Source organism: Paraburkholderia sp. SG-MS1, from assembly GCF_012275575.1.
In the GTDB taxonomy this organism is placed as follows: Bacteria; Pseudomonadota; Gammaproteobacteria; order Burkholderiales; family Burkholderiaceae; genus Paraburkholderia.
This window is the reverse complement of record NZ_NPIH01000038.1, coordinates 1-22,795: the sequence shown is the minus strand read 5'-3', so window position 1 is coordinate 22,795 and position 22,795 is coordinate 1. Positions and strand designations below refer to the sequence as shown.

At 59.7% G+C, this 22,795-nt stretch carries 18 protein-coding genes; 5 read left to right on the top strand and 13 right to left on the bottom strand.

The genetic code is table 11. From position 1 onward, the window contains the following. Nucleotides 1–84: 84 nt before the first annotated feature. From CIC12_RS03065 to CIC12_RS03055, 3 genes are all read right to left on the bottom strand, one after another. The gene (locus CIC12_RS03065; RefSeq protein ID WP_168662054.1) at nt 85–408 is read right to left on the bottom strand and encodes a hypothetical protein; all 324 of its coding nucleotides are present in this window, start codon (nt 406–408) and stop codon (nt 85–87) included. Nucleotides 409–597: 189 nt separating this feature from the next. After that, the gene (locus tag CIC12_RS03060; protein WP_168662052.1) at nt 598–1,980 is read right to left on the bottom strand and encodes an undecaprenyl-phosphate glucose phosphotransferase; all 1,383 of its coding nucleotides are present in this window, start codon (nt 1,978–1,980) and stop codon (nt 598–600) included. Between the two features lie 41 nt (nt 1,981–2,021). Next, nucleotides 2,022–3,539, bottom strand: coding sequence for a mannose-1-phosphate guanylyltransferase/mannose-6-phosphate isomerase (locus CIC12_RS03055; RefSeq protein ID WP_168662050.1), 1,518 nt, complete (start codon nt 3,537–3,539; stop codon nt 2,022–2,024). Nucleotides 3,540–4,157: 618 nt separating this feature from the next. On the opposite strand from CIC12_RS03055, the gene CIC12_RS03050 reads away from it, so the two are divergent. Both CIC12_RS03050 and CIC12_RS03045 read left to right on the top strand, forming a co-directional pair. Further along, nucleotides 4,158–5,405, top strand: a complete 1,248-nt coding sequence (locus CIC12_RS03050; RefSeq protein ID WP_168662048.1) for an O-antigen ligase family protein — start codon at nt 4,158–4,160, stop codon at nt 5,403–5,405. A gap of 90 nt (nt 5,406–5,495) precedes the next feature. Next, complete coding sequence (locus CIC12_RS03045; protein ID WP_168662046.1) at nt 5,496–6,131, top strand: phosphatase PAP2 family protein; 636 nt, start codon at nt 5,496–5,498, stop codon at nt 6,129–6,131. Here CIC12_RS03045 and CIC12_RS03040 read toward each other — a convergent pair. The 6 genes from CIC12_RS03040 to CIC12_RS03015 all read right to left on the bottom strand — a co-directional run bounded on the left by CIC12_RS03040 (nt 6,107) and on the right by CIC12_RS03015 (nt 14,802). After that, nucleotides 6,107–7,297 carry a glycosyltransferase gene (locus CIC12_RS03040; RefSeq protein WP_168662044.1) on the bottom strand — a complete coding sequence of 397 codons (1,191 nt, stop codon included), beginning with the start codon at nt 7,295–7,297 and terminating at the stop codon, nt 6,107–6,109. The genes CIC12_RS03045 and CIC12_RS03040 overlap by 25 nt on opposite strands. Nucleotides 7,298–7,348: 51 nt before the next feature. Then, entirely contained in the window at nt 7,349–8,665 is a 1,317-nt protein-coding gene (locus CIC12_RS03035; protein ID WP_168662042.1) for a lipopolysaccharide biosynthesis protein, read from the bottom strand. A 29-nt stretch (nt 8,666–8,694) separates the two neighbouring features. Next, complete coding sequence (locus tag CIC12_RS03030) at nt 8,695–9,705, bottom strand: glycosyltransferase family 2 protein (RefSeq protein WP_168662040.1); 1,011 nt, start codon at nt 9,703–9,705, stop codon at nt 8,695–8,697. Nucleotides 9,706–9,825: 120 nt separating this feature from the next. Then, the gene (locus tag CIC12_RS03025; protein WP_174771883.1) at nt 9,826–11,271 is read right to left on the bottom strand and encodes a hypothetical protein; all 1,446 of its coding nucleotides are present in this window, start codon (nt 11,269–11,271) and stop codon (nt 9,826–9,828) included. Nucleotides 11,272–11,292: 21 nt separating this feature from the next. After that, nucleotides 11,293–12,411 (bottom strand): glycosyltransferase family 4 protein, encoded by a 1,119-nt coding sequence (locus CIC12_RS03020; protein ID WP_168662038.1) that lies wholly within the window; start codon nt 12,409–12,411, stop codon nt 11,293–11,295. Nucleotides 12,412–12,477: 66 nt separating this feature from the next. Next, nucleotides 12,478–14,802 (bottom strand): polysaccharide biosynthesis tyrosine autokinase, encoded by a 2,325-nt coding sequence (locus tag CIC12_RS03015; protein ID WP_342030501.1) that lies wholly within the window; start codon nt 14,800–14,802, stop codon nt 12,478–12,480. Between the two features lie 1,336 nt (nt 14,803–16,138). Here CIC12_RS03015 and CIC12_RS03010 point away from each other — a divergent pair. Together CIC12_RS03010 and CIC12_RS03005 are read left to right on the top strand one after the other, a co-directional pair. Continuing rightward, the gene (locus CIC12_RS03010) at nt 16,139–17,098 is read left to right on the top strand and encodes a helix-turn-helix domain-containing protein (RefSeq protein ID WP_168662036.1); all 960 of its coding nucleotides are present in this window, start codon (nt 16,139–16,141) and stop codon (nt 17,096–17,098) included. A gap of 21 nt (nt 17,099–17,119) precedes the next feature. Continuing rightward, the gene (locus CIC12_RS03005) at nt 17,120–18,148 is read left to right on the top strand and encodes an ATP-grasp fold amidoligase family protein (RefSeq protein WP_446727938.1); all 1,029 of its coding nucleotides are present in this window, start codon (nt 17,120–17,122) and stop codon (nt 18,146–18,148) included. Between the two features lie 157 nt (nt 18,149–18,305). Here CIC12_RS03005 and CIC12_RS03000 read toward each other — a convergent pair whose 3' ends face one another. The 4 genes from CIC12_RS03000 to CIC12_RS02985 all read right to left on the bottom strand — a co-directional run bounded on the left by CIC12_RS03000 (nt 18,306) and on the right by CIC12_RS02985 (nt 22,182). Then, a complete protein-coding gene (locus tag CIC12_RS03000; RefSeq protein WP_168662034.1) occupies nt 18,306–19,013 on the bottom strand; it encodes a substrate-binding domain-containing protein in 708 nt (235 codons plus the stop codon). A 15-nt stretch (nt 19,014–19,028) separates the two neighbouring features. Continuing rightward, entirely contained in the window at nt 19,029–19,712 is a 684-nt protein-coding gene (gene ligK, locus CIC12_RS02995; RefSeq protein WP_168662032.1) for a 4-carboxy-4-hydroxy-2-oxoadipate aldolase/oxaloacetate decarboxylase, read from the bottom strand. Nucleotides 19,713–19,714: 2 nt separating this feature from the next. After that, the gene (locus CIC12_RS02990) at nt 19,715–20,740 is read right to left on the bottom strand and encodes an amidohydrolase family protein (RefSeq protein ID WP_168662030.1); all 1,026 of its coding nucleotides are present in this window, start codon (nt 20,738–20,740) and stop codon (nt 19,715–19,717) included. Nucleotides 20,741–20,820: 80 nt separating this feature from the next. Further along, a complete protein-coding gene (locus tag CIC12_RS02985; RefSeq protein WP_168662028.1) occupies nt 20,821–22,182 on the bottom strand; it encodes an MFS transporter in 1,362 nt (453 codons plus the stop codon). 374 nt (nt 22,183–22,556) lie between these two features. Here CIC12_RS02985 and CIC12_RS32900 point away from each other — a divergent pair. Beyond that, a partial coding sequence (locus tag CIC12_RS32900) for a hypothetical protein (protein WP_238812343.1) occupies nt 22,557–22,795 on the top strand: 239 nt, incomplete at its 3' end.

Below are 22,795 nucleotides of genomic sequence, written 5' to 3'. Positions count from 1 at the left end.
GTGTGGCCCGTGTATTTTTCGTTCCGGTGACGGCAACCGGCAGGGCTCTCAACCGGCCCGCCGCCCGCCCTACTCAGACTCGCGCTATTTGCCGCGCGCCACGGACACCAATTCCTTGACACGCCGTGCGATGCTGCCCAGCACACCATCGGCTCCATTCGTGGCCGCCCGTCTGTGCGGCATGTTTTGCAAATCGTGCCAGTCATCATGGAGCGAACGCGCATGACTCGCCGGTGTGAACGGCCATTCGATCACCACTGCCCGCAGGATCGCCGCACGCGGACCTTTCTCGGCCCTGTCGATATATGCATTGATCGCCAACGCTTCTTCCGTCGCCGATTCCCGGGAATCGGTGGCAATGAAGTCGTTCAGTCCTTCGATATGGACGCACCATAACTGTTCGCTCACGTCCTGTCTCCGTATGGGTTCCTGTTGGCCGACCCGCTTGCTGCGAATAACGCGCCATTCGTCTGCGGCATTCCCGCTCAGAACATCACCGGTATACCGCCATTTTTATACCGGGGCCATTCGGGGCTCCGCTTTTCAATACCCACTACCGAACTTCCTGTACCGTATTACTGGGGCCTCGATCTAAGATCAGTAAGCATTAGGATGATGAAGCCCCTTGAATACAGTCGCGAAAATGATTTTTACGTCCAGTGCGAATGACCAGTTGCGCAGGTAATACAAATCGTGCGCGACGCGGCCCTCCATCTTTTCAATGCGATCGGTTTCACCGCGAAAGCCATTGATCTGCGCCCATCCGGTGATGCCGGGTTTGATCCGGTAGCGATGGATATAGCCGGACACGATGTGCTGATAGAGATCATCGTGTTCGAGCGCGTGAGGACGCGGCCCGACCACCGACATATCGCCGCGCAGCACATTGAAGAACTGCGGTAGTTCATCGAGACTCGTGCGCCGAAGGAATCCGCCCACCTTCGTAATGCGTGGATCACTGCGTGTCGCCTGCTCCAGCAAGCCCGGCTTCTGCTCGTGCAGACGCATGGTGCGAAACTTGTAAATGCTGAAAACCCGCCCGTCCGCGCCTTTGCGGCGCTGCCTGAAGAAGACCGGGCCGGGCGAACTCAGCTTTACGGCAATCGCGCAGGCGAGCAGAATCGGCGACACCGCGATCAGCGCCCCGAGCGCAAAAAGCCGGTCGAACAGCTCCTTTTGCACCAATGCCTTGGGCGGTAGCGGCGACGCGGCCAGATTGATCGTCGGCAGCCCCAGCAGGTCGGTCATGCTGCCTTCGAAGAGCGCAAGCGTGCGCACATCGGGCATGAACCGGATATTGATCAGGTCGTTGCGAAACTCGTCGACGAGCCGGAGAATCGAACGCTCTTCGCTCAGCGGCAACGCCAGCCACACTTCGCCGATATTCTGCTCACGGACGTAGCGGGCAAAAGCGGCATGCTCTTCAAAGACCCTGACCGGCGCCGCGGTCGCGACTGCGCTGCCCGGGCGCAGGTTATACAAGGCATTGGCGCGAAAACCGGCGGCGGGCGACATTTCCATCTTACGAATGATCTCGTCGCAATGCTCTGCGCACGCCGCAACCGCGACCTGCTGCAAATTCAGTCCGGCGTTGCGCATGCGCCCGAGCAACGCATGCGTCACCATGCGCCCGGCCATCATCGCCGCACCCGAAATACCGGTCCAATACACGAACCAGAGACGCGATACGAAATCGATCCGGTGCAGCGAAAACATCAGCACCATCGCGCACGCCTGAACGAGCAGCCAGCCGAGCGCGACGTGCCCCGCGAGCGCGCGCTTGGAACGGCCGCGCCAAGACTCGTACACGCCCAGCGCCGGAAACAGCGCGAGTGCAAAGGCCGCCGCAAAGGCCACGAACGCCAGATAGAAACTGCGCTGCGAGTCCGTTTCGAAACGGATCTGCGAGGCCACGAGAGCGCCCGAGAGGATCATCGCCACGTCGAACAATCTTGCCAGTAGACCAGTAATCAATCGCATTGCAGCCCCCTAAGAGCACGCATCCGTTCGACCCACCTGATTCAGCCGCAACGCCCATACTTGTCGTCGAATCTGACGATGTCGTCTTCGCCAAGATAGGTTCCAGACTGAACTTCGATGATCTGCAGCGGCACGCGGCCAGGATTTTCCAACCGATGACGAATGCCCAGCGGGATATACGTCGACTCGTTTTCGCCGAGAAGAAACTGCTCTTCCCCGCGTGTGACGAGCGCGGTCCCGCTCACGACAACCCAATGCTCCGCGCGATGGTGATGCATCTGCAACGACAGGCGCGCGCCCGGCATCACGACGATGCGTTTGACCTGAAAGCGATCGCCGTGGTCGATCGAATCGTAAAAGCCCCACGGCCGGCGTACTTTTCGATGTGCGTCGGCTTCCGGCGATTTTTCCCGCTTGATGCGCGACACCAGCCCCTTGATGTCCTGAACGTGCGAGCGGTCCGCCACCAGCACGGCGTCGTCGGTCTCGATCACGATCAGATTGTTCGTGCCGACACAGGCGAGCAGCCGGCCGCCTTGCGAACGCGCATAGGTTGCGGTCGCGCCTTCGAACAGTACGCGCCCATTTGATGCGTTGCCGCAGTCGTCCTTTTCCATCGCCTGCCAGACCGCATCCCACGACCCGAGATCCGACCAGCCCGCGTCGAGCGGCACCACCACGCCGGCGAAAGGCGAATCCGGCTTACCTAACTGCTCCATCACCGCGTAATCGATCGAATCGGAGGGCGAGCGCAGGAATTCGGTGGCGTCGGGAATGACGCACTCGGTGGTTTTTCTCGCGCCCTGATGCGCCTGAACGCACGCGGTGTGTATCTCCGGCTGAAAACGTTCGATCATCGCGAGCCATACCGAAGAACGGACCACCACCATCCCGCTGTTCCACCAGTAATTGCCCGACTCCACATACTGAGCGGCGAGTTCCGCTGCAGGCTTCTCGACGAAGCGCTCGATGCGACGTGCGCCATCGCGCAACTCGCTGCCGAGCCGGATATAGCCGAAACCGGTGTCCGCGCGGTCAGGCGGAACGCCTAACGTGGCGATCGAACCTGCTTGTGCGTGGCGTGCTGCGATGTCGATGGCGCGATGAAGCGCGTCGAGATTCGCTATCGAATGATCGGCGGGCATCACGACCAGAATGGCGTCCTGTCCATCGGCGCAAGCGGCCAAGGCGGCGAGCGTGAGCGCCGGCGCGGTATCGCGGCGCGCCGGTTCCACCACGATGCGCGCGTTCACCCCGACCTCGCGCGCCTGTTCGTAGGTGGCAAAGTAATGCTCGGCACCGCAGACGACGACCGGGTCGGCCGAAACATCCCACAAGCTGCTGAAGCCCGCCATGCGCCCCATCGTGGCTTGCAATAATGTCTGGTTACCGATGAGGTCGATCAACTGCTTTGGAAACTGCTCGCGCGACATCGGCCACAGACGAGTCCCCGATCCCCCGGCGAGAATGACCTGCACGAGCGGCGGATAGTCCACCAGAGCCTTTTCGATCGAATCGGCATCCGTCGTTGCGTCCGTCACTGCCGTAACCTTTCCCATATAAAGCTCCCTTAGCTCGATGCCGGCTCGAGAGCGCCCGCTCGATGTCCGCGCATAACGCATAGCGACGCGAAGCGCGTCGAAAACTTCTCATGTGATTGCTGACAGGACGTCTGTAACGGACGGACAGAGCCAACCAGTTCGTTGCGCGGAGGATGTCCGTGGCGGCCTATCGATCTGATTCGGCCTCCCAACGCAAACATCGGCGCGATCGGGTCGCGGCAGATCGCGTAAGGGCAATAAAAGCGAACCGGCGTTATGCCGACAGACTGATGCCCATAGCGCCGCACTCGATGTGATCAATCATAGACAGCCTACGCTGCACCACAGCATACGTGGCGCGAACAGTGGAGATTTTGGCTCTGCTCGTGGGGCCGGATTTCTTGAATATCTGGATGAAGCTGACGCGGCCAACACAGGCCTACGCCGAGGTTGGAAATCAATTGCGACACGTGATACCGTGCAGTGAAGGTGCTCCCGTTTGATTCCTCAAAGATACGGACACCGATGTTGTCCATGCCAGTATGACGCTGGCTTTTCCGTCTCCGACTCCATGGCGGCTTTCCACATGGACGAGTCTTCGGACACTGTGCGCCATTTCGTTTTCATGGAGTCGCAATGGCTTACATATCGTTACTTGCGCTATTTCTGACCGTGACCAATCTGGTACCGGTAAGCGCGGTAGGACTTGCCCCGCTCATCTTCTGTTCATGGCGCTTTTTCGGCAGAAGTTACCCCGCGTTTATCACGCCACTGACCTTGTTGACGCTGTTAATCGTGGTTTCGACACTGCTCTACGATCCCGCGTCGTTTCTTGAATTCGATTTTTATCGGCGCGATGGCAATTTTTTTATCTCCTATGCGCCGATCTTTGCCGGTTGCCTGTACATGCACCGGTGGGATCTGAACAAAGTGCTTCGCACGTTCTTCGTGTTTGCGGTAGTGATCAACTTGCCGCTTTACGCTTACTACGTTCTTGAGAATGGCTTACTCAGCATTTTCATGCATCCCGACGCCAGCTTTGGCAGCTACTTCATTGCACGCAACGCGGCCGGCGGCTTCTTTGCAATGCTGTTCTGCCTGGGCGCCGCGTGCTATCTGCAAAAACGCAGCAGGCTGGTTCTTGCGCTGCTGGCCGCCAACGCGTTGATGCTTTTCTCCACTTATAGCCGGGGCTCGCTGCTGGGCGCTCTGGCGGTGCTGCCCTATGTCTACTTCGGCCGCAAGCGCTGGATGCTGGCCTCGCTGATCGCCGGTCTTCTCGTGGCGTCCATCGCCATGGCGCTCTACAACACCGACCCGACGGTCAACTATATGGGTTACTCCTTCACGATTCAGAATCAGGATGCGAAGGTCGCCAATCTGAGCATCCGCTACGAATGGCTGTGGCCGCGCGCGCTCATGTACTTCGAACAAAGCCCGATCATCGGCCTCGGGTTCGGTTCTTTCGACGACCATATCGGCAGCGTCATCTCATACTTCCACATGGTGGGTATTCCGTCGGATGTGTCAATCGAACATAGCGACTCGCATGCACACAACTCCTACCTCAACTTCCTCGCGGAACTCGGCCTGGTCGGACTCGCGCTGTTACTGAGTTTTTTCTGGAAGTTGATTGAATGGAGCCAGCACGGCGCGGCGGCCGCCGCGCTGATCGGCCGTGGACAAAACTTCGCCGCGTTCCGGTTTGTCGAAATTTCGTCGGTTTGCCTGCTTGTGATGGCCGCGACCGAACATCGGCTCGTCTCACCGTCGAACGTTCTGATCCTTTCGCTTGTCATCTCGTTGTTGCTCGCATGGCGGCCGTCCAGCGCCGTCGCGTTCGAACGGCCGCCGCGCGCGCCGAATGGCCGCACGCCCTCGTGAGCGACAATACGGCGGCACTCAATCAATCTGCCCGCGAGAGGCGCTCTTTTCAGCCACGCGGCCGCCAGAAAGCGACAACGAGAGAACTGTATGTGGACTGTGTTCACCAACCTGGGCGACGCCGCCATCACGTTGCCCGTGGCGGCCATTTGCGCCGGCTGGATTGCGCTATTCAATGTGCGTCTGGCATTTCGCCTGATCGGCGTACTCGCCGTGGGCACCGCGCTCGTGGGCGCCACCAAGATCGTCTATGCGAGTTGGGGAATCGCTATTCCGGCTGATGATTTCCGCGTCATTAGCGGTCACACCGTGCTGTCGACGTCCATCTGGATGGTCGCCATTACGCTCTTGCTGAAGTGGTGGCGGCAACCGCTGTTGCCCGGCATCGTCGCGGGCATGGTGATCGGGGCGCTGACTGGCGTCTCCCGCCTCGTCGACCATTCACATTCGCTGCCCGAAGTCATTTCCGGCTGGCTGCTTGGCGCACTCATGGCGCTAGTTTTCTTGCGGGCGGCCGTCAACGTTGAGCCCGAACGATTCGGAGCCATCTGGCCCACGCTAAGCCTTCTGCTTGTCTCCACGCTCGCCTATGGTCACAAGGCGCCGCTTCAACATCTGATCGAAACACGTTCGCCGCAAATTCGCAAACATGTGCCATCCGTCATGGCCGCGCTGGGGCGGATTCGCTATCGCATCAGGTCTTACGATGCCACGTCGGCCAGATGACGTTCGTCGACGGACTGCGGGTCTCTGACCGGATACGGAAGAAACTGCTCGACACAGGCGTACGGAAGCCGGGAGTCGATGAAATCCGTCAGTGCCGCCTTGAAGTTCTCCGTTGAAAAGCGCTCGGCATTCCGGCGGCATTGCCGGGAGTCGAACAGACCGGCATTGTTTTCAAACCGGCCGACTGCTTCCAGCAGCGACTCCAGTGTCTGCTCGCCAAAGAACACGCCTGTTGGCCGATCGAGCGGCAAGCCGACGACCGTTTCGAGCGCGCCGCCCCGGCCGAATGCGATGACCGGCGTTCCGCATGCCTGCGCTTCCACCACGGAGATACCGAAGTCTTCTTCGGCCGCAAACACGAATGCGCGGGCGCGTCGTAAGTGATCGACGAGAACTTCTGATGGTTGATGACCGAGAATCGTGACGTTTTCTCCCGCGCACGATTTGATCTTCTTCATCTCAGGGCCATCGCCGATCACCACGAGCCGCCGCTCGGGCGTTTGCGAAAACGCTTGCACGATCAGATCGATGCGCTTGTACGGCACCATTCGTGACGCCGTCACGTAGAAGTCGTCCTTCTGGGTGCACACCGTCATGCTGGCAAGGTCGACCGGCGGATAGATGACGGTTGCCTCGCGTTGATAGGCCTTCCTGATCCGCCGCGCAATGAACTGCGAATTCGCGACCATGTAATCGACGCCGTTGGCCGAGCGTGAATCCCATCCGCGGATGTAATGAAGCAGCACGCGGGCCATCGCGGACTTGATGCCGGTACTCAGGTGAGATTCCCTGAGATACTGATGCTGCAAGTCCCACGCATAGCGGATGGGCGAATGAACGTAACTGACGTGGACCTGGTTCGGCCCGGTCAGTACGCCCTTCGCGACCGCATGCGAGCTGGAAATGACGAGGTCATAGCCGGACAGATCGACCTGTTCGATCGCGATCGGCATGAGCGGCAGGTAGGCGCGGTAGCGCCGCCGGGCAAAAGGCATTTTCTGAATGAACGACGTATGGACGGTCTTTCCCTTCACGCAGTCGCGGTCTTCCAGAAAATCGACAATCGAGAAGATGTCCGCGTTCGGGAAGCACTCGATGATATTTTTCAACACCTTCTCCGCGCCGCCCGAGACCACCAACCAATCGTGAACAATAGCGACTTTCACTTCGACCTCCTGTGAGATAGCAACCGGGACCCCCGCGTGCGAGGTCCTGCTTCATTCATCCTTGGCGGCGCCTGCCTGAGGCCGAAAGCCGCACGCCATTCGAACCATGCCAAACGCCCGCTCGGCGCCCGGCAACAGATTGATCAACTCGAGGCGGATCATGATGCTCATCAGCATCACGGCCAGTGCTGCTTCGCCGATCACCCGAGCAGACGCCATACCTACCGCACCGTATCGGGAGGCAAGAAAAAGGGCCGCCACGACATTGATCAACCCGGAAACCACACCCGTCATGGCAAGCAGCTTGTCTTTCTTTCGCGGCACGAATACATAGAACGCGACAAACTGGTTAAAAGCGGCGAAGGGGAACATCCATGCGAAGATCTGCAATACGTGCGCACTCGGTTCAAATGCGGGTCCCAGGATCAACGGCAGCACAAATGGCGAAAGCGTGAGCGCACCACAAAACGCCAGTAATCCGTAGCCGATCAACAAGGTGGCGCCTCGCCGGGTCGTGACATGCGCGCCTTCTTTGTCGCCGAGCGCGAGTTGCCGCGATATCGTCGGAATGAACACCTGCGACGCCGGCCCCATCAGACTGAGCCCGATCGTCGCGAAGCGTTCGGCCGCGCCGAAGTAGCCCACCTGGGCGGGCGTGGACAGGAGCGTCAACAGGTAAGTCGACGACGCCGTGAGCACGACCGAACCCGACGAGTAGCAGAACAGCATCGTCGAGCCTCGCACGAGAGGCACGACGCCCGCGAACCTGAGACGCGGCAAGCCCAGTTGCCAGGTCGTCAAACCGTACGAAATGATCGAGGACGCTACGCCCGCGATCAGCAGACTCGCCAGCACCCACACGGCGTCACCGGGCCCCTTGACCAGATTCAGAACCAGCACGAGACTCAGTGCGAAACCGAACACCTCGATCATGATCGGGGTTCGAAAGTGCTGGCGCCCCTGGAATAACCAGCCCAGATTCATCGCCGACACGATACCCAGCAGCGTGGCAAGCAGACCGATCATCGGCCGCTCCGACAGGACCGGCGAGCTCATCGTCGCGACGACGCCGATGCTGCCACCCAGCAATCCCATCACAAGGCGTGCGCTCACATGCAACGAGTAGATGGAGTTGCACTCCGCCGCCGATTGCGCCTTCGACACCTCGCGCATGCCGACGAACGTGAATCCATAACTGGCGAGCATCCATATCACGTTCATCAGCGACATCGACGCCAATACCCGGCCGTACTCGGCGACGCCGAGAATCCTGCCGTAGAACGGCACGACGATGATGAGATAGATGTACCTCATCAAATAACCGCCGTAGACAAACGCAATAACGTTGGCGCCCGCTCGTCTATCCATGCTGCCCCCTTTCTCGCGCGTTCCGGAATTCAGCGCCCGGCCGCGCGGCGGCGGGCAAGCGGGTTGGAGATATAACGCACGACGAAGTCGGACAGCGGCGAGTAAGGCACGAGACACAAACTCGACAGCACGAGCGTGCCGAGTTTCTTCTTCACCCCCCAGAACGGGTTCGCGATGATCGTATGCAAATAGGTGCGGGAGTCCCGCGTCATCCAGCGCCAGCGTGTCGGCAGGGTCGCGCGATAGACGCTCGAACAGAACGTGGCCCTTTCGTGAGAAAAATCGTAAAAGACTGGCGGCAGTTCTGTCTGCAACCGGGTGCGGGCGATCTCCCTCAGTATCGCCCAGCGGAGGTTGAAGATTTTCGGCGCCTTGTTGATCTGCTCCGAATTGGCGAACGAGACCGTCTCGCTGTGTGCGTTATGCACACGATAGCCGCCGAGTGATTTCGGCACCGTGGCAATAGGCCCCGTTAATGCCGCGCCGTAGATCGCGTAGAAATCCGCGCCGTAGCGGTTAATGCCTTCCTCCGGTATGGGAAAGAAGCGCCTCAGGGCACTCACACGATATGCATTGCCCGACGCGGGCGGAGAGGGATAAAGCCAGCCGCCCAGCAACAGCTTTCTGCAGTCGTGTGGTGGTTCGCTATGGGGTACATGAGTGCCGGTTAGCACGCTGGAGCTGTCCATCACGTCAAGGCGGAATTGCACCTTCGCCCAGTTTCCCTCCGCAAACAGGCGCATCACTTCAGAGACCGCACTCGGATAAAGAATGTCGTCGGAATCGAGGAAGATCACATAGTCCGTTTCGAGCACGCCGATCGCATGGTTATACGCGGAGACCTGGCCGCCGTTCGTCTTGAAGATGGAGGAAATGCGCGTGCCATACTGTTCGATGATCGCTTGCGAGCCGTCGGTCGAACCGTCGTCGATGACGAGCACCTCCGTTCCTGGATAGTCCTGAGCAAGCGCCGAGTCGATCGCCTCCACCAGATAGCGCTCGTAGTTGTAATTGCAAATCGCAACGGTAACGTGGTTCATGATTTCTCGACGGTATCCAAAAGTTCGATCAAGCGAAATCCGATGACCGTAAAACTGACGACACACCCGGCAAACACATCGCTTCGGCTGGATCCGGCATAGCTTTGCCTGATCGCATGACTACGTGGCACGATGCAGAACTACATAAGCGAGGTGCTTCGGCGGATTGTTGCCAGCACCGTTGACTTGATCCGGCACCCTGAATCGAACCTTCACCCTCTGGTCGTCCCACGTCAACGCAACGTCGTCGGGGGCGCTCGCCGCGCCGGTGAGTGCATCGATAAACTCGACCCGCGTAACGCGCGACGACGACGGCGGTCCAAGCCCCGGCAAGCCGACCGTCTGCCAGCCCGGGTCCGCCCTGACCTGCATCACGATGTCGCTGCCGGAAAACAAGGCGGTTCCTGCGGCGCCTGGACTGAACTGCAACGGCTTCGACAAACTGGCAAGCGGTCCATTGACGGTCCGATGCAGTACGACCAGACTCTGCCCGGATACGTTGTAAGTCCGCTCGGGCGGACCTCGATGCGTAAGACGGAATGGCTCATAGCCATCCCAGTGATAGATCATCGACAGATACTTGTCCTGGTCGTTCCAGTTTCTATCCAATGCCCATACGGCGAAGTCGAAGAAATAGCGCGGCAGGTAGTGCGGATCTTTCATGTACGCATCACCTATTTCCGTTTGCCAGATTCCGCGTGCAGGACCGTTCTTCACGTACTGCTCATACAAAGGATCCAGATCGGCGACGGGCAGGTAATGCGTGTCGAGGTAATCGACCCAGTCCAGCATGCGTTCATTCAACACCGGGCTCCTGTACTCCAGCCATCGCTTGAAGTTGGAGAGCCCGCCCTGATCCGGCCAGCCGCCGTACACGACATACGCGTGGTAACCGCGGATAATTCGTGCCGCCGGAATATGAATCCGCTCGACGTAATCCTGCATGGCCCGCTCATAGGGCCTCGCGCGCTTGCGGTCCGGACTGAAATCCGGGCCGTGCCAGAACGAGGCCTGCGGCGAACCACCGGACAATGGGCCGGCCGCCTCGTTCCAGATCTGGAAATAACGCAGGTTGAACGGCGGTGTCGAATACTTCCGAACCACCGCGTCGACGTAGCGCGTCCATGCCTTGTCGTCGACAGGCGCCGACTTCGAGTCCCCCGGCACGCTCGCGTTCCACTTCGGCGTGTAGGCGAGCAGCAGCAACGAGCCGATTCCGTTGCGATCGTTTCGAATCAGGACCGACGGCAGATCGCTATTGAATGTGGGGCCGGTCTTGTCGATGCGCATCGCGTCTCCCGGTCCGTACTGCTGGCCAGGTCCCACCGAATCGCGTCCCCAACTGATGCCCATTGCGCGCCACATCTGAATATCGCCGGCCGATCCGGGCCAGCCATTCGAGCCGATCAGGTCGATAATCCTGCGAGCAGTAGCACGTGGTTTGCGCGCATCGGACACCGCCGCGAGCGCGCTCCGCGTACGCACCAGCGGTATCGTCGCGCCCGCGAGCGCAGCGAGTATGCGCAGTGCTCGCCGTCGGCCGGCACCATTTTCGACGCGATGCATTTGCCTGCCCAGAACCATGCGTCAACTCACCGACGCGCGCGGCGTCAGATCCGGCAAGCGATCGCCGGTGTGGCCGTAAAGAATCTCAAGCACTGTCTGCGCCGAATACTCCCAGCGAAACTCGCGGGCGTGAAGCAAGCCCATCGTTCGGTGACGCTCCCTGAGTTCTGCGTCGCCCATCATTTTTGAAATCTTTGCGGCGATGTCGTCAGCCGACATCGCATCGCAATACATCGCGGCATCGCCACACGCTTCGGGTATCGACGTGCGCGACGAGGCAATCACAGGACAGCCGCAGTACATCGCTTCGAGTGGCGGCAGTCCGAATCCCTCATACAACGACGGAAAAATGAGGCAACCGGCGTTCTCATACAAAGACTTCAATTCGCCGTCCGACACGAAGCCAGCCCACAACACCTGCTTCGAGAATGCCGGCTGCCCCTCATTACCGCTATTGAAGATGCGCGGATTTCTACCGCCCACTACGACGAACTTGATTCCGGTGAGATGTCCGAGCTTGTCGATCGCCTCCAGCGCCCGCTGCAGGTTCTTGCGTGGATCGAGACTGCCGACAATCACACAGTAAGTGTCTTTCGCCAGTCCAAGACGGCTCAATACCGCAGGATCCGACGTGACCCGGTCCAGGTGGTCCGCGCCGGGCGTCACGACCGTCACGCGCGATTCATCGATTTTCAGGTGATGGCAAATGCGCGTCTTCGAGAATGCCGAGACCGTCAGGATCAGCGGCCGGGTTCGTCGGAGGCATGCGAAGCAAACCCGGTACCAAAGCCGGAATTTTTTCGAGAAGCCTTGCGGGACATCGTAGATCGCCATGTCATGGACCATCACGACCTGTCCGCGCTTGAACAGCGGATTGGTATTGCACAGATTCAGGAGCATCATGCCCCGCGCCGCGATCGGCAGCGTGATCTGCTCCCAGAGCGTGCCGCGCAGCCACGGAAAACGCCGCTGGCGTGCGAGCAGCGCGCCTGGCTCGATTGCGTTTTGCGGCATGAAGACTTCCAGTTCATCACCCGGGAGTGCGCGCATCTGCTGCATCGCTCTCGTCAGTTCATAGGCGACCCGCTGGACGCCGGTGACGGGCTGGGAAGTGAACTTTCCGTTGATTGCAAAGGTCATCCGGTTCTCCGTTTATCGCCGTCACGAGATTACGCTGCCTGCCATTTGCCTGAGCCCCGAGTGAGATCAATGCACTGCTTCCGGGTCGCCTGCATCACTGGCGTAGTTCGTCGCGTAGCCGTAATTCCGTGTACTTCGCCGCAACGGGATGCCGTTGAAGACCGCGCCCGCTATGCGTCCCTCGGCGCGCTCCATCTTCTTGACCGTGTCGGCGATCTCCTCCTCGCTTTGCATACCCGAACGCAGGACGAGCAACGACGCGCCCGCTTCACTCGCGATGATGGAAGCGTCCGTGACCGCGAGAAACGGCGGCGTGTCGATGATCACCAGATCAAACTGAGCTGCGAGCCGCTCCAGCACATCCTTGAAGCGCGGTTTCATCAGCAGTGCGGCGGGATTCTCCGGACGCAAGCCGCAGGACAGGAACGTCAGGCCCTCGACGCTCGTCTGCCGCAATGCACTGCGCAAAGGCATTCGCTCCGCGAGCACCTCCGAGAGTCCGCCACGATTGCTGCCGTTGAACAACGACGCGAGATGTCCGCGCCGCATATCGGCGTCGATCAGCACGACACGCGTGCCGATCTCCGCGTGCAGGATCGCGAGGTTTGCGGCAACAAAGCTTTTGCCCGCCGAAGGCGTCGGCCCGATGACCATCAGGACGTTATTGCGCGCGTGTGCAAGATCGCGCGTCACCGCAGTGCGCACGTTGCGAAGCGCCTCGACCGAGGTATCGTGTGGAAAACGCGAAGCCAGAGCCCGGCTGATGTCGCCATCGAGCAAGGCCGCCGCACCATGAAACTGGATATCGGGCGCGCTTTTCTGGAAGGGCAGATTGCTTCGCCCTCCCAGACCCGGTAGTGATTTTCGGCCCACGCCAGCAGACATGCGATCGAGCAACAACTGCTGCTGGCTGAACAGGATTTCTCCGAATACCGGTACGCTCATGCGGCGCTCGACGTACTTGGGGTCGGTTACGCCGGTCATCACATGGCGGCGCATGAAGACGAGCGTGATGCCGGATACGAGCCCGAGTATCAAGGCGCCACCAAGCACCAGGGCGGGCTGCGGCTTGACCGGACGATGGGGGCGGATCGCCCGGTCGACGATATGCGCGCCGCCCGTCGTACTGGCGCGCCGAACCTGCAATTGCTCCGCTTTCTGAACCATCCCTAGATAGATCGTTTCCGCCACCTTCTGCGCGCGGAGCAGATCGACGCTCTCACGCTCGGATGAGGGCATGCCGCTGAAATGGCCGTCGAATTTCTCCTTCGCATCCTTCAATTGCGCCAGTTGCGTGTCGATGTTCTGTATCCAGCGGCTATCAGGTCTATAACGATCGAGGAGCTGCGTTCGCTGCAGTTGCAGGCTTGCTATCTGTCTGTCGAGGTCGATGCCGCCCTGGAGATACGCTTGTGCCTCGCTCGTCGGTTGCATCGACTGCACGCTCGAACGGAAATGCTTGAGATTGTCCTCGGCCTTTTTGAGGTCCGTGAGCAAGCGCGGAAGCTCTCCGTTAATGAAAGCGAGCGTGGTCGTGTCGTTGAGTTGCCGGCTGGCAATGGCGGAAGCAAGATATTGCTGAGCTACCGCATTGGTGACTTCAGTCGCCTTATCCGCGCTTTTATCCTCATACTCTATCTGAATGAGGCCCGACTCTTTCACCTTGTCGGTAATCTTGACGAGATTATCAAAACGTTTGACCGCGTCGAGTTCGTTCCAGCGAATGACCTGAAACTTCGTGCCTGGCCGCGCATCCAGCTGCTTCACGAGCATCGAAACGCCGTTGTCCATTGCCGGCGTGCCCACTATGCCTCTGACGAGCAACTGATCCGACGGTCCGCGCAACTCGTACGCGCCGTCTGCGAGGGCGATCAAGGTGAGCTTTTCTTCCTCGAGTTCTCGCGGCACATCCAGAGCGCCAATCTGAATACGCTCTCCTCCCCACGCAAAGGACTTCAACCCAAACCACGGCGCTGCCGGCTGACCCGGTGTCGCAAACTTCTCGGCGATGGCGCCCAGAACCGGAACCCTGTGCGGCGTCACCGACACGTCGAAGCGGAACCGGTCGATCACCGGATCGAGCACCGAGCGGCTACGCATGACGGCCATTTCGGTCACAGGGGACGGCGAAGGCGCCGGAAGCATCTCCTGGTTCTGCAAGGCCAGGCCAAGCGCATTCGGCTCCGGCGGGTCCACGCGCAGGAGGACATCTGCCGAGTAGATGGGTGTCGCGATGAGCAGATACACCACGGCAAGTGTCAGAACGACCACCGTCGTGACCACGATTTCCCAGATGTGATCGCGCATCAACGTGAGCATCCCACTCGCGCTGAGTTGGCCACGTTCGGTGCTGGCACCCGGAGAGAGCGAATTCTGAGGGTAGTAGTCCACCGGTTTGATCCTTCCATGTTTGATGGGCAGAGTAGTGATTCGATACTGCTCTGCTGCTCCACCAGTTCGCGATCTGAAACCGCCGCCGGACGATGTGGGTATTACATTGCCCGGCAGCACCTCGACGTGACGTGCTTCGTTAGATTGGCTCGGAGAGCCGCGTGGCGGACCGCGTACACGACGGATGACAGTACTGCGCACTACAAATCACCGGCGTGCTTCCTACATCATCTGCAACGCCCTCTCCACCACGATCTCAACGAATTAAATCCTCAAGATATTCGTGCTACGAAAAGCTATTCTGTAATGGACCCTGAAAAACTGATGTATTGAGATTGTTATGGTCATTGCCTGCCGCTACTTCACAAAATGGGAATAGCAGCTCATGGCATTGACGATGCCAACCTCCAACTGCACAGGTAGTTCGAGAGAACGCCTTGCGATCCAATGGCTCACGTCTGGCCTGATGGCCTTTTCGCCAATCAGACGCTCGCCCGGCAAGGTCGACCTTCATGTATGAGAACGCCGGATGATCCAACCATATGTCACGATCGCCACGAGCGCCAGCCGCGGCACGATCAACGCAGGCACCGCGCCCCTGCGGGCACGGCGGTACATGATCGCGCGTCTGCCTTCTCGCGCAATGCTTCGACCCGACACAAATCCAGCGGTCCAGGGAGGACGGTTATTGGACATATCCTCGCCGAAGCACGGCGATGGCGCGTTAAAGCATACTCATCTTGCGGAGTTGGAAATCGGCCCATTCAGGCCGCCAATTTCTCTCTTGATGCTGCAGTGAAGCATAGCCTGCGTAAAAAGCGGCAATTCGTGATCGGCATAAATTCGGGTGTTAATGGCCGATTATGCAGAGGGGATTACAAATGCTGAGCTATTGCAGAAAGCCTTGTTGCTATCTGCAATTAATGTAACAGAGTTATACGGGTCAGTGCATATGCAGTAACCGAAGCAGCTCCGCAATTCATGTACACAAATTGCCTGTCGGAGTGCACTTGTCGCGCGGCAACCCTTGTGCCACCGAGTAAAAGCGCGCCCAGGCGCACGCGCTATTCACAAGATCCTTGCGTATTAGTTACGGAAAATGTTTCTCGCGGAAATACATATTAGAACGCTTTTTCTTCCATTGCGAGGTAAGAATTTCCCTCGTCATGACTATTACGCCAAAACACCCGCGAATGCCAGCCAAGTTCGTCGTGGAAATTTCGATGCGTTAATCTCGCTACCTAGGGTGATTGGCCTGTGCAGAGAACTCAGCCTGATGACTTCCACCGATTGTCTTACGTCGGACGTGAATAAGCGTCGGAATGGACGGAATGCGATGAAACACATTGGCCTTCTGGTTTTTCAGCACTGTTCGATGGCAACCACAGGAGCTATCGGCGACATATTTCGCCTTGCCAACGAGTTCGAGAAAGCCGCGGGCAAGGAACCGCCATATCGACTGTCCGTGTTGTCCGATGCGGGGGGGCTGGTAACCAGTTCGTCCAGCATCTCGATCTGGACGCAAAGCTTGCAGCGTTATAGCCTCGCCGATTTCCACGCGTTCTTTGTAGCGTGCCGGGACGCGACCGACATCGCGGAGTCCAATGACCGCTTTCTTTCCTGGATCTCGCTTCAGGGGTCCATTGCATCGTTTCGTGTGCAGCAAGGCGCGAATCTGGCCGTCGTCTGCAGGAATCCATTGCAATCGACTGTGCCCATATTTCTCTTTGATGACAGCGGCGGCACTCGGGACGGCGGCGGTGTGAAACCTACAGACCTGGCTCTTTCCCAGATCGAGCGCGACCTGGGTTCCGACACCGCGCGAAAGATCGGCCGCATCCTGCAAACCGGCTATACAGAGAAGAACAAGTCGGAGCTGGACGATGCAAGCGTCACCACGACCACCGAAAAAGTCCGCGAGTCGGCGCGCTGGATCAAGGAGAACTACAGCAAGGCGATTTCAGTCGCTCAGGCCGCCGAGTCCGCGGCCATGAGCAAGCGCAATTTTCAGCGCCGCTTTAAATGCGAATTCGGTATGACGCCACTCGAGTATCTGTTGCGCACGCGCTTCGAGATCGTATCCGCGATGTTGAGAAACACCGATTTGCCGGTCGACAAGATTGCGCGGCGCTGTGGCATGGGTGACGGCAATCGTTTGGGGCGATTGTTCAAGGAACGGTATGGGATGTCGCCTACGCAATTTCGCGCCCGGCAACATTTCTCATCCGAAGAGCGATATCTGGCGCCCGAGGAAAACTGGAACACCTCTACCGAGATCGTGCGAGAAGCCCCTTAGGACTTTCAATACCGCTTCGCGGTGCCGCCAGTTACGGATGAAAACATGACGACGATAAAGTCCGCGCAGTTCGACGGGGATGCCGCTGCATCCGTTGCAAGGCACAAGGCAGTCGTGCTGCCCGAAGATATCCCGGTCGACGGGCCACAGCTATTGGCCGATCCGTATCGGTTGCCCGAGCACCCCGTCTCGACGATCAGAAGACTGAAGGAAGCGGCAAAGTCGTTTTTGCCGGACTCTCTTTTCCTGAGTCTGTTGCATCATAAATGTATCGGCCGCTATCCGAATCTTCGTCGCCCCGCCACTTTCAACGAGAAGATCCTGCAACGCAGTCTCAGGCCGGACGCTCGCTACATCGGCTTGACCGACAAGCTTCTGGTTCGTAAATACATTGCCAGCAAGATAGGTGCGAAGCATCTGATACCGCTCATCGCAGCGCCGGATGTGTTCACACGCGAAGTATTCGACGCGCTTCCGAGTGCTTTCGTGATGAAGGCGAATCATGGCAGCAGCTTCGTCGAGGTGGTGAGGAACAAGTCGGACACATCGTTCGAAGCGCTGCAGCGTCGCGCCGAGCAGTGGCTGGCAATCGACTTTTACAGCATTGCGCGAGAGCGGCACTATCGCACCATCGAGCCGCGTATCTTCTTCGAGCATCTGCTTCTCGATGCACACGGCCAGATACCGGCAGACTTCAAGGTTCACTGTTTTAGTGGTCGACAGGGACCGCCGATCATCTACATACTGGTGATATCGGACAGATTTGGAAACGCGACGCATGGCGACGTGTACGACATCAATTGGAATCACCTCGACGTCGAGATCGGCTTTTACAAGCGGAGTGCCGCGCCGGCTCCTCGCCCGGCGAACCTGGAAGCGGTGCTGGACACCGCGATCGCGCTCTCTCAAGACTTCGACTACGTCCGCGTGGACCTGTACGCACCTGATAACCTGGTCTACTTCGGCGAACTGACTTTCACACCCGGCGCGGGCGTATTACCATTCACGCCCGACAAGATCGACTACGAGTGGGGAAAGCTGCTGGCGTGAGTACGCGGCAAAAAGAGATCCCAAGTGCGGTGACGCGCCCGTTTGAGCGCTCGATAGCAACGGGGCTTTCCTTTGCGTCGCAGGGAATACGAGTTTTTCGCCTGGGAGAACATGACCGGTCGTTCGTATTGTTGAAATCGACCGGCTTTTGCCGCGATCAAGCGGGCTCCATCCCGTTCTCCAACTTGGCGCTGTCGGCTTCGCGCGACGTCAGAAACGCCAGCAGCGCCCGCGCGGTTTCGCGCTGGGGCGACGCGGCGCAGATCGCGGCCGCAAAGACGGTGATGGATTGCGCTTCGGGCGGCAATGCGCCAACCACATCGATACCCCGTACGTGGATCAATTCACTCAGTTGCTGAAAACCCAGCGCGACCTCGCCCCGAGCGACCAGTACCCCCACCGGGACACCGGGCGGCGCCTGCACGATGCATGGAGCAATGGTTTCCGCTATGCCCCAACGCTCGAACAGCCGGCTCAGATGCGCCCCGCTAGGACCCGTCGAGTAGCCGATGCTGCGTGCGCTCAGGATCGCGTCGCGCAGCGCCGCTTCGGTACTGACGTCCGGCCGCAGCTGCCCTGCCGCCACCGCAATGGCAATGCCTGAGCGCGCAAGTGCAACCCGGCTTGCCGGATCGACGCGGCCGGCCGCCGCCAACCGGTCGAGCGCGTCCGCTGCCAGCACGACGATATCGAATGATTCGCCTTCCTGAACACGCCTCGCCGCATCGACACCGCCGACCGACTCGATCGCAACCGGCTGGCCCGCCAAACGTTCGTAGGCGGCGGCGAGTTCGGCCAGTACCTGGCGCGTGGCCATCGACGAGATGCCGGTGATCGGCGTGCGCACGGTTTGACCGCTGACCATCTTTTGCCGCCCTCTTCAGTCTTTGTAACGCAAGCCGGCCTGTTCCAGTGGCCCGCGCATGGTGTACATGTCCAGACCCAGCACGCCGGCGGCCAGCTTCGCGCGCTTCTCGGCTTCGTTCGCTTCGCGGGCGGCCGCTTTTTCGAGCACCGATCGCGCCGACGCCGCGGGCACCACCGCGACGCCGTCGTCATCCGCGACGACGACGTCGCCCGGCGTGACGAGCGCACCCGCGCATACCACGGGGATGTTCACCGAACCGAGCGTCGCCTTGACCGTGCCTTTCGCGGAAATCGCCTTGCTCCAGACCGGGAAGTCCATCTCCGTCAGCACGCTCACGTCGCGCACGCCGGCGTCGATGATCAATGCGTGAGCGCCGCGCGCCTTGAAGCTCGTTGCCAGCAAGTCGCCGAAATAGCCATCGGTGCAATCCGCGGTGACCGCGGCCACGACGACGTCGCCCGGCCGGATCTGCTCGGCCGCGACGTGCAGCATCCAGTTGTCGCCCGGCTGCAGCAGCACGGTGACCGCGGTGCCGCTGGCGCGAGCGCCGACATAGATCGGCCGCATGTACGGCTTCAGGAGACCCGTTCGTCCCATTGCCTCGTGCACGGTCGCCGAGCCGAGCGCACCGAGTTTCGCGGCAACATCCGCGTCCGCGCGCGCGATGTTGCGATAGACGACTCCAAGTTCATACATGATTACTGTCCCTTCGATGTAAGCAATGCATCCAGACGCGGATAGACTCGCCGCGCATTTCCTTCGTAGATCTTGTGACGCTCTTCTGCATCGACATGCGCCGCTTCGATATAGCGTTTCGTGTCGTCGAAATAGTGGCCCGTCTCGGGATCGATGCCACGCACCGCGCCAATCATTTCGCTCGCGAACAGAATGTTGTCGACGGGAATCACGCGGGTGAGCAGATCGATACCCGGCTGATGATAGACGCAGGTGTCGAAGAAAATGTTGTTGAGCAGATGGTCCTTCAGCAACGGCTTTTTCAGCTCCTGTGCAAGTCCGCGGAAACGCCCCCAGTGATAGGGCACCGCGCCGCCGCCGTGAGGAATCACAAAACGCAACGTCGGAAAATCGCGGAACAGGTCCGATGTCAGGCACTGCATGAAGGCCGTCGTATCCGCGTTCAGGTAGTGCGAGCCGGTGGTGTGAAAACACGCGTTGCAGCTCGTGCTCACGTGGACCATCGCCGGCATGTCGTACTCGACCATCTTCTCGTAGATCGGATACCAGTAGCGATCGGACAGCGGCGGACTGGTCCAGTGACCGCCCGACGGATCGGGATTGAGATTGATCGCCACGTTGCCGTACTGCTCGACGCACTTGACCAGTTCCGGAATACACGTGGCGGTGTCGACGCCCGGGCTTTGCGGCAACATCGCCGCCGGCACGAAGTGGTCGGGAAAGAGTTGGCTCACCCGATAGCACAACTCGTTGCAGATGGCTGCCCACGTGCCGGAGATCTGCGCGTCGCCGATGTGATGCGCCATGAAACTCGCGCGCGGACTGAAGATCGTCAGATCGAGGCCGCGCTCGCGCATCAGCTTCAACTGGTTGCTTTCGATCGACTCGCGCAGCTCGTCGTCGCTGATCCGCAATTCGGACGCCTTCGGCATCTCGGACGGATTATTGATGCCCGCGATCTGGCGGTTGCGCCACAACTCCAACGCTTTCGGCGCAGTAGTGTAGTGGCCGTGAATGTCGATAATCACGGTCTCTCCTCAGAAAATTGATTCGACCAGCGACGCGCCCCGATAAAACTCGCGCGCGCCGCGTTCCATTACTATGTCACTCAATGTGCGGTATTCGGGCTTGCCGCCGTCTCGCCGGCACTCACGCGCTGACTGACGAGAATAGCGATCGCGGCCAGTGTAGCGGGGATCGCCAGCATCGCGAGAATCGCGCCGAACTGCCAGCCGAAGCCGAGCAGCGCACCGCCGATCGCCGAGCCGAAGATGCTGCCGAAGCGGCCCATGCCGAGCATCCAGCTCACGCCCGTTGCACGCGCGACGGTCGGATAGCGGCCCGGCGCATACGCGTTCAGGCCGGTTTGCGCGCCGCTCATGCAGAAGCCCGCAGCAAACACCAGCAATGCCAGCGATGAAGACAATGCGCCGATGTAGCCCAGCCCGAGCACGCACAGACCACCGCCCAGATAAGCCGCGCTGATCACCGGCGCGGGCCGGACCTTGTCCATTATCCAGCCGACCAGAACCGCGCCGACCGTGCCGCCGATCTGGAACATCGCCGTGATGTTGGCCGCCGCGGTGACGGTGAGACCCGCGTCCTTCATCAGCGTGGGCAGCCAACCGGTCAACAGATAGATCACGAGCAGGCCCATGAAATACGTGACCCACAGCGCGAGCGTCATCGAACCGTAGCCTTGCGAGAACAGCACGCCGATCGGCTTGCGCGTCGGCAGCGGCGGTTCGCTCGAAACGAACACTTCGTCGCCGGCAAAGCGCGCGCCGCACACGCGGCCGAGCACCGCGCCGATACGTTTGGGCGATGCGCCGCGCACGGCAAGCAAACGGGCCGATTCCGGCAGCAGCCAGATCTGGAACGGAATCAAAAGCAACGGAAGTGCACCGCCAAAAATCAGCACCGAGCGCCAGCCATGAATCGGAATCAGCCAGCCGGCAGCGAAGCCGATCAACGCCGAGCCGAGGTTGAAGCCCGTGAACATGATCGTGATCAGCAATGCGCGCTTGCGTTGCGGTGCGTACTCGGACAGCAGCGTCGTCGAGTTAGGCATCGCGGCGCCAAGACCGATGCCGGTCAGCAGGCGCAACAGCGCCATCGCGGTCGGCGTTTGTGTGAACGCGGTAGCAATCGTGAAGACGCCGAATAGAAACACCGACGTAATCAGCACCCACTTGCGCCCAATGCGATCCGACGCCGGTCCCGCGGTCAGTGCGCCGATCACCAGACCGATCGGCGCCGCGCTCATCACGAGGCCGAATGCGGGGCGCGAAATGCCCCAGTCGTGAATGATGGAAGGCGCGACGAATCCCATGATGGCGACGTCCATGCCGTCGGCCGTCACGATCAGAAAGCACAGCGCGACCAGTAGCCACTGGTAGGCCGAAATCGACCGTTCGTCGATGAACGCCTTGATATCAATTCTCTTACCGCTCGTTATTCCGCTTGTCATCAGATTTCTCCTGTCTCCTTTACTGGTTTTATCGCGCGGCCGAAGCTCGTGGCTTCGCGCTCTCGTTGATCCCGCTTGCCGTCATCTCGGTGCCTTGCATACCTTCCCCAAATGATCCGGTCTGAAGGTAGCGGTTCGGGCTCCAGCTTCAAAAGGGCGGGTTAACCAGATGTGTGAGTGCAGTATCCGGATTCTGGTTGTTCCGCATAGCATCGCCGGAACCCGCGAAACGCCCACATCAGCCCTTTAAATAAGGCTCGAGCGCAATCCGGCAGCCCTCGGAGACGGCCTCGCCCGACGCCCTTGCAAGCGCACCTCGATAAATAGATCAGATGACTCGGGAACGAAGTCGCATAGAACGGTGGATCGAGTCGATGCTTTTCGCCGCACGCCTGGGTTCTTCACCTCGCGATGATGCGAGGCTGATCGATATCGGTCCAATGCCGCGTTCACGAGGCAAGCAAATCGACGGGGATGACGAAGCTCGCACCACGCCGTCTTTTTCAATCTCTTTCGATCTCTTTCTCCATCTAAAAAAATTATTGCGTGTCGTCGTGCAGACTGCTCGCGCTAGCGCGATGCCGATCCCGGCGCGAGACGCGAATGCTTGTGC

What these genes read in the sequence shown, in the direction of transcription:
- CIC12_RS03020 (WP_168662038.1), bottom strand. Translation starts at nt 12,411, where the DNA reads ATGACCTTTGCAATCAACGGAAAGTTCACTTCCCAGCCCGTCACCGGC.
- CIC12_RS03010 (WP_168662036.1), top strand. Translation starts at nt 16,139, where the DNA reads ATGAAACACATTGGCCTTCTGGTTTTTCAGCACTGTTCGATGGCAACC.
- CIC12_RS03025 (WP_174771883.1), bottom strand. Translation starts at nt 11,271, where the DNA reads ATGCATCGCGTCGAAAATGGTGCCGGCCGACGGCGAGCACTGCGCATA.
- CIC12_RS03060 (WP_168662052.1), bottom strand. Translation starts at nt 1,980, where the DNA reads ATGCGATTGATTACTGGTCTACTGGCAAGATTGTTCGACGTGGCGATG.
- CIC12_RS03035 (WP_168662042.1), bottom strand. Translation starts at nt 8,665, where the DNA reads ATGGATAGACGAGCGGGCGCCAACGTTATTGCGTTTGTCTACGGCGGT.
- CIC12_RS03045 (WP_168662046.1), top strand. Translation starts at nt 5,496, where the DNA reads ATGTGGACTGTGTTCACCAACCTGGGCGACGCCGCCATCACGTTGCCC.
- CIC12_RS03050 (WP_168662048.1), top strand. Translation starts at nt 4,158, where the DNA reads ATGGCTTACATATCGTTACTTGCGCTATTTCTGACCGTGACCAATCTG.
- CIC12_RS03030 (WP_168662040.1), bottom strand. Translation starts at nt 9,705, where the DNA reads ATGAACCACGTTACCGTTGCGATTTGCAATTACAACTACGAGCGCTAT.
- CIC12_RS03000 (WP_168662034.1), bottom strand. Translation starts at nt 19,013, where the DNA reads ATGGTCAGCGGTCAAACCGTGCGCACGCCGATCACCGGCATCTCGTCG.
- ligK (WP_168662032.1), bottom strand. Translation starts at nt 19,712, where the DNA reads ATGTATGAACTTGGAGTCGTCTATCGCAACATCGCGCGCGCGGACGCG.
- CIC12_RS03055 (WP_168662050.1), bottom strand. Translation starts at nt 3,539, where the DNA reads ATGGGAAAGGTTACGGCAGTGACGGACGCAACGACGGATGCCGATTCG.
- CIC12_RS02985 (WP_168662028.1), bottom strand. Translation starts at nt 22,182, where the DNA reads ATGACAAGCGGAATAACGAGCGGTAAGAGAATTGATATCAAGGCGTTC.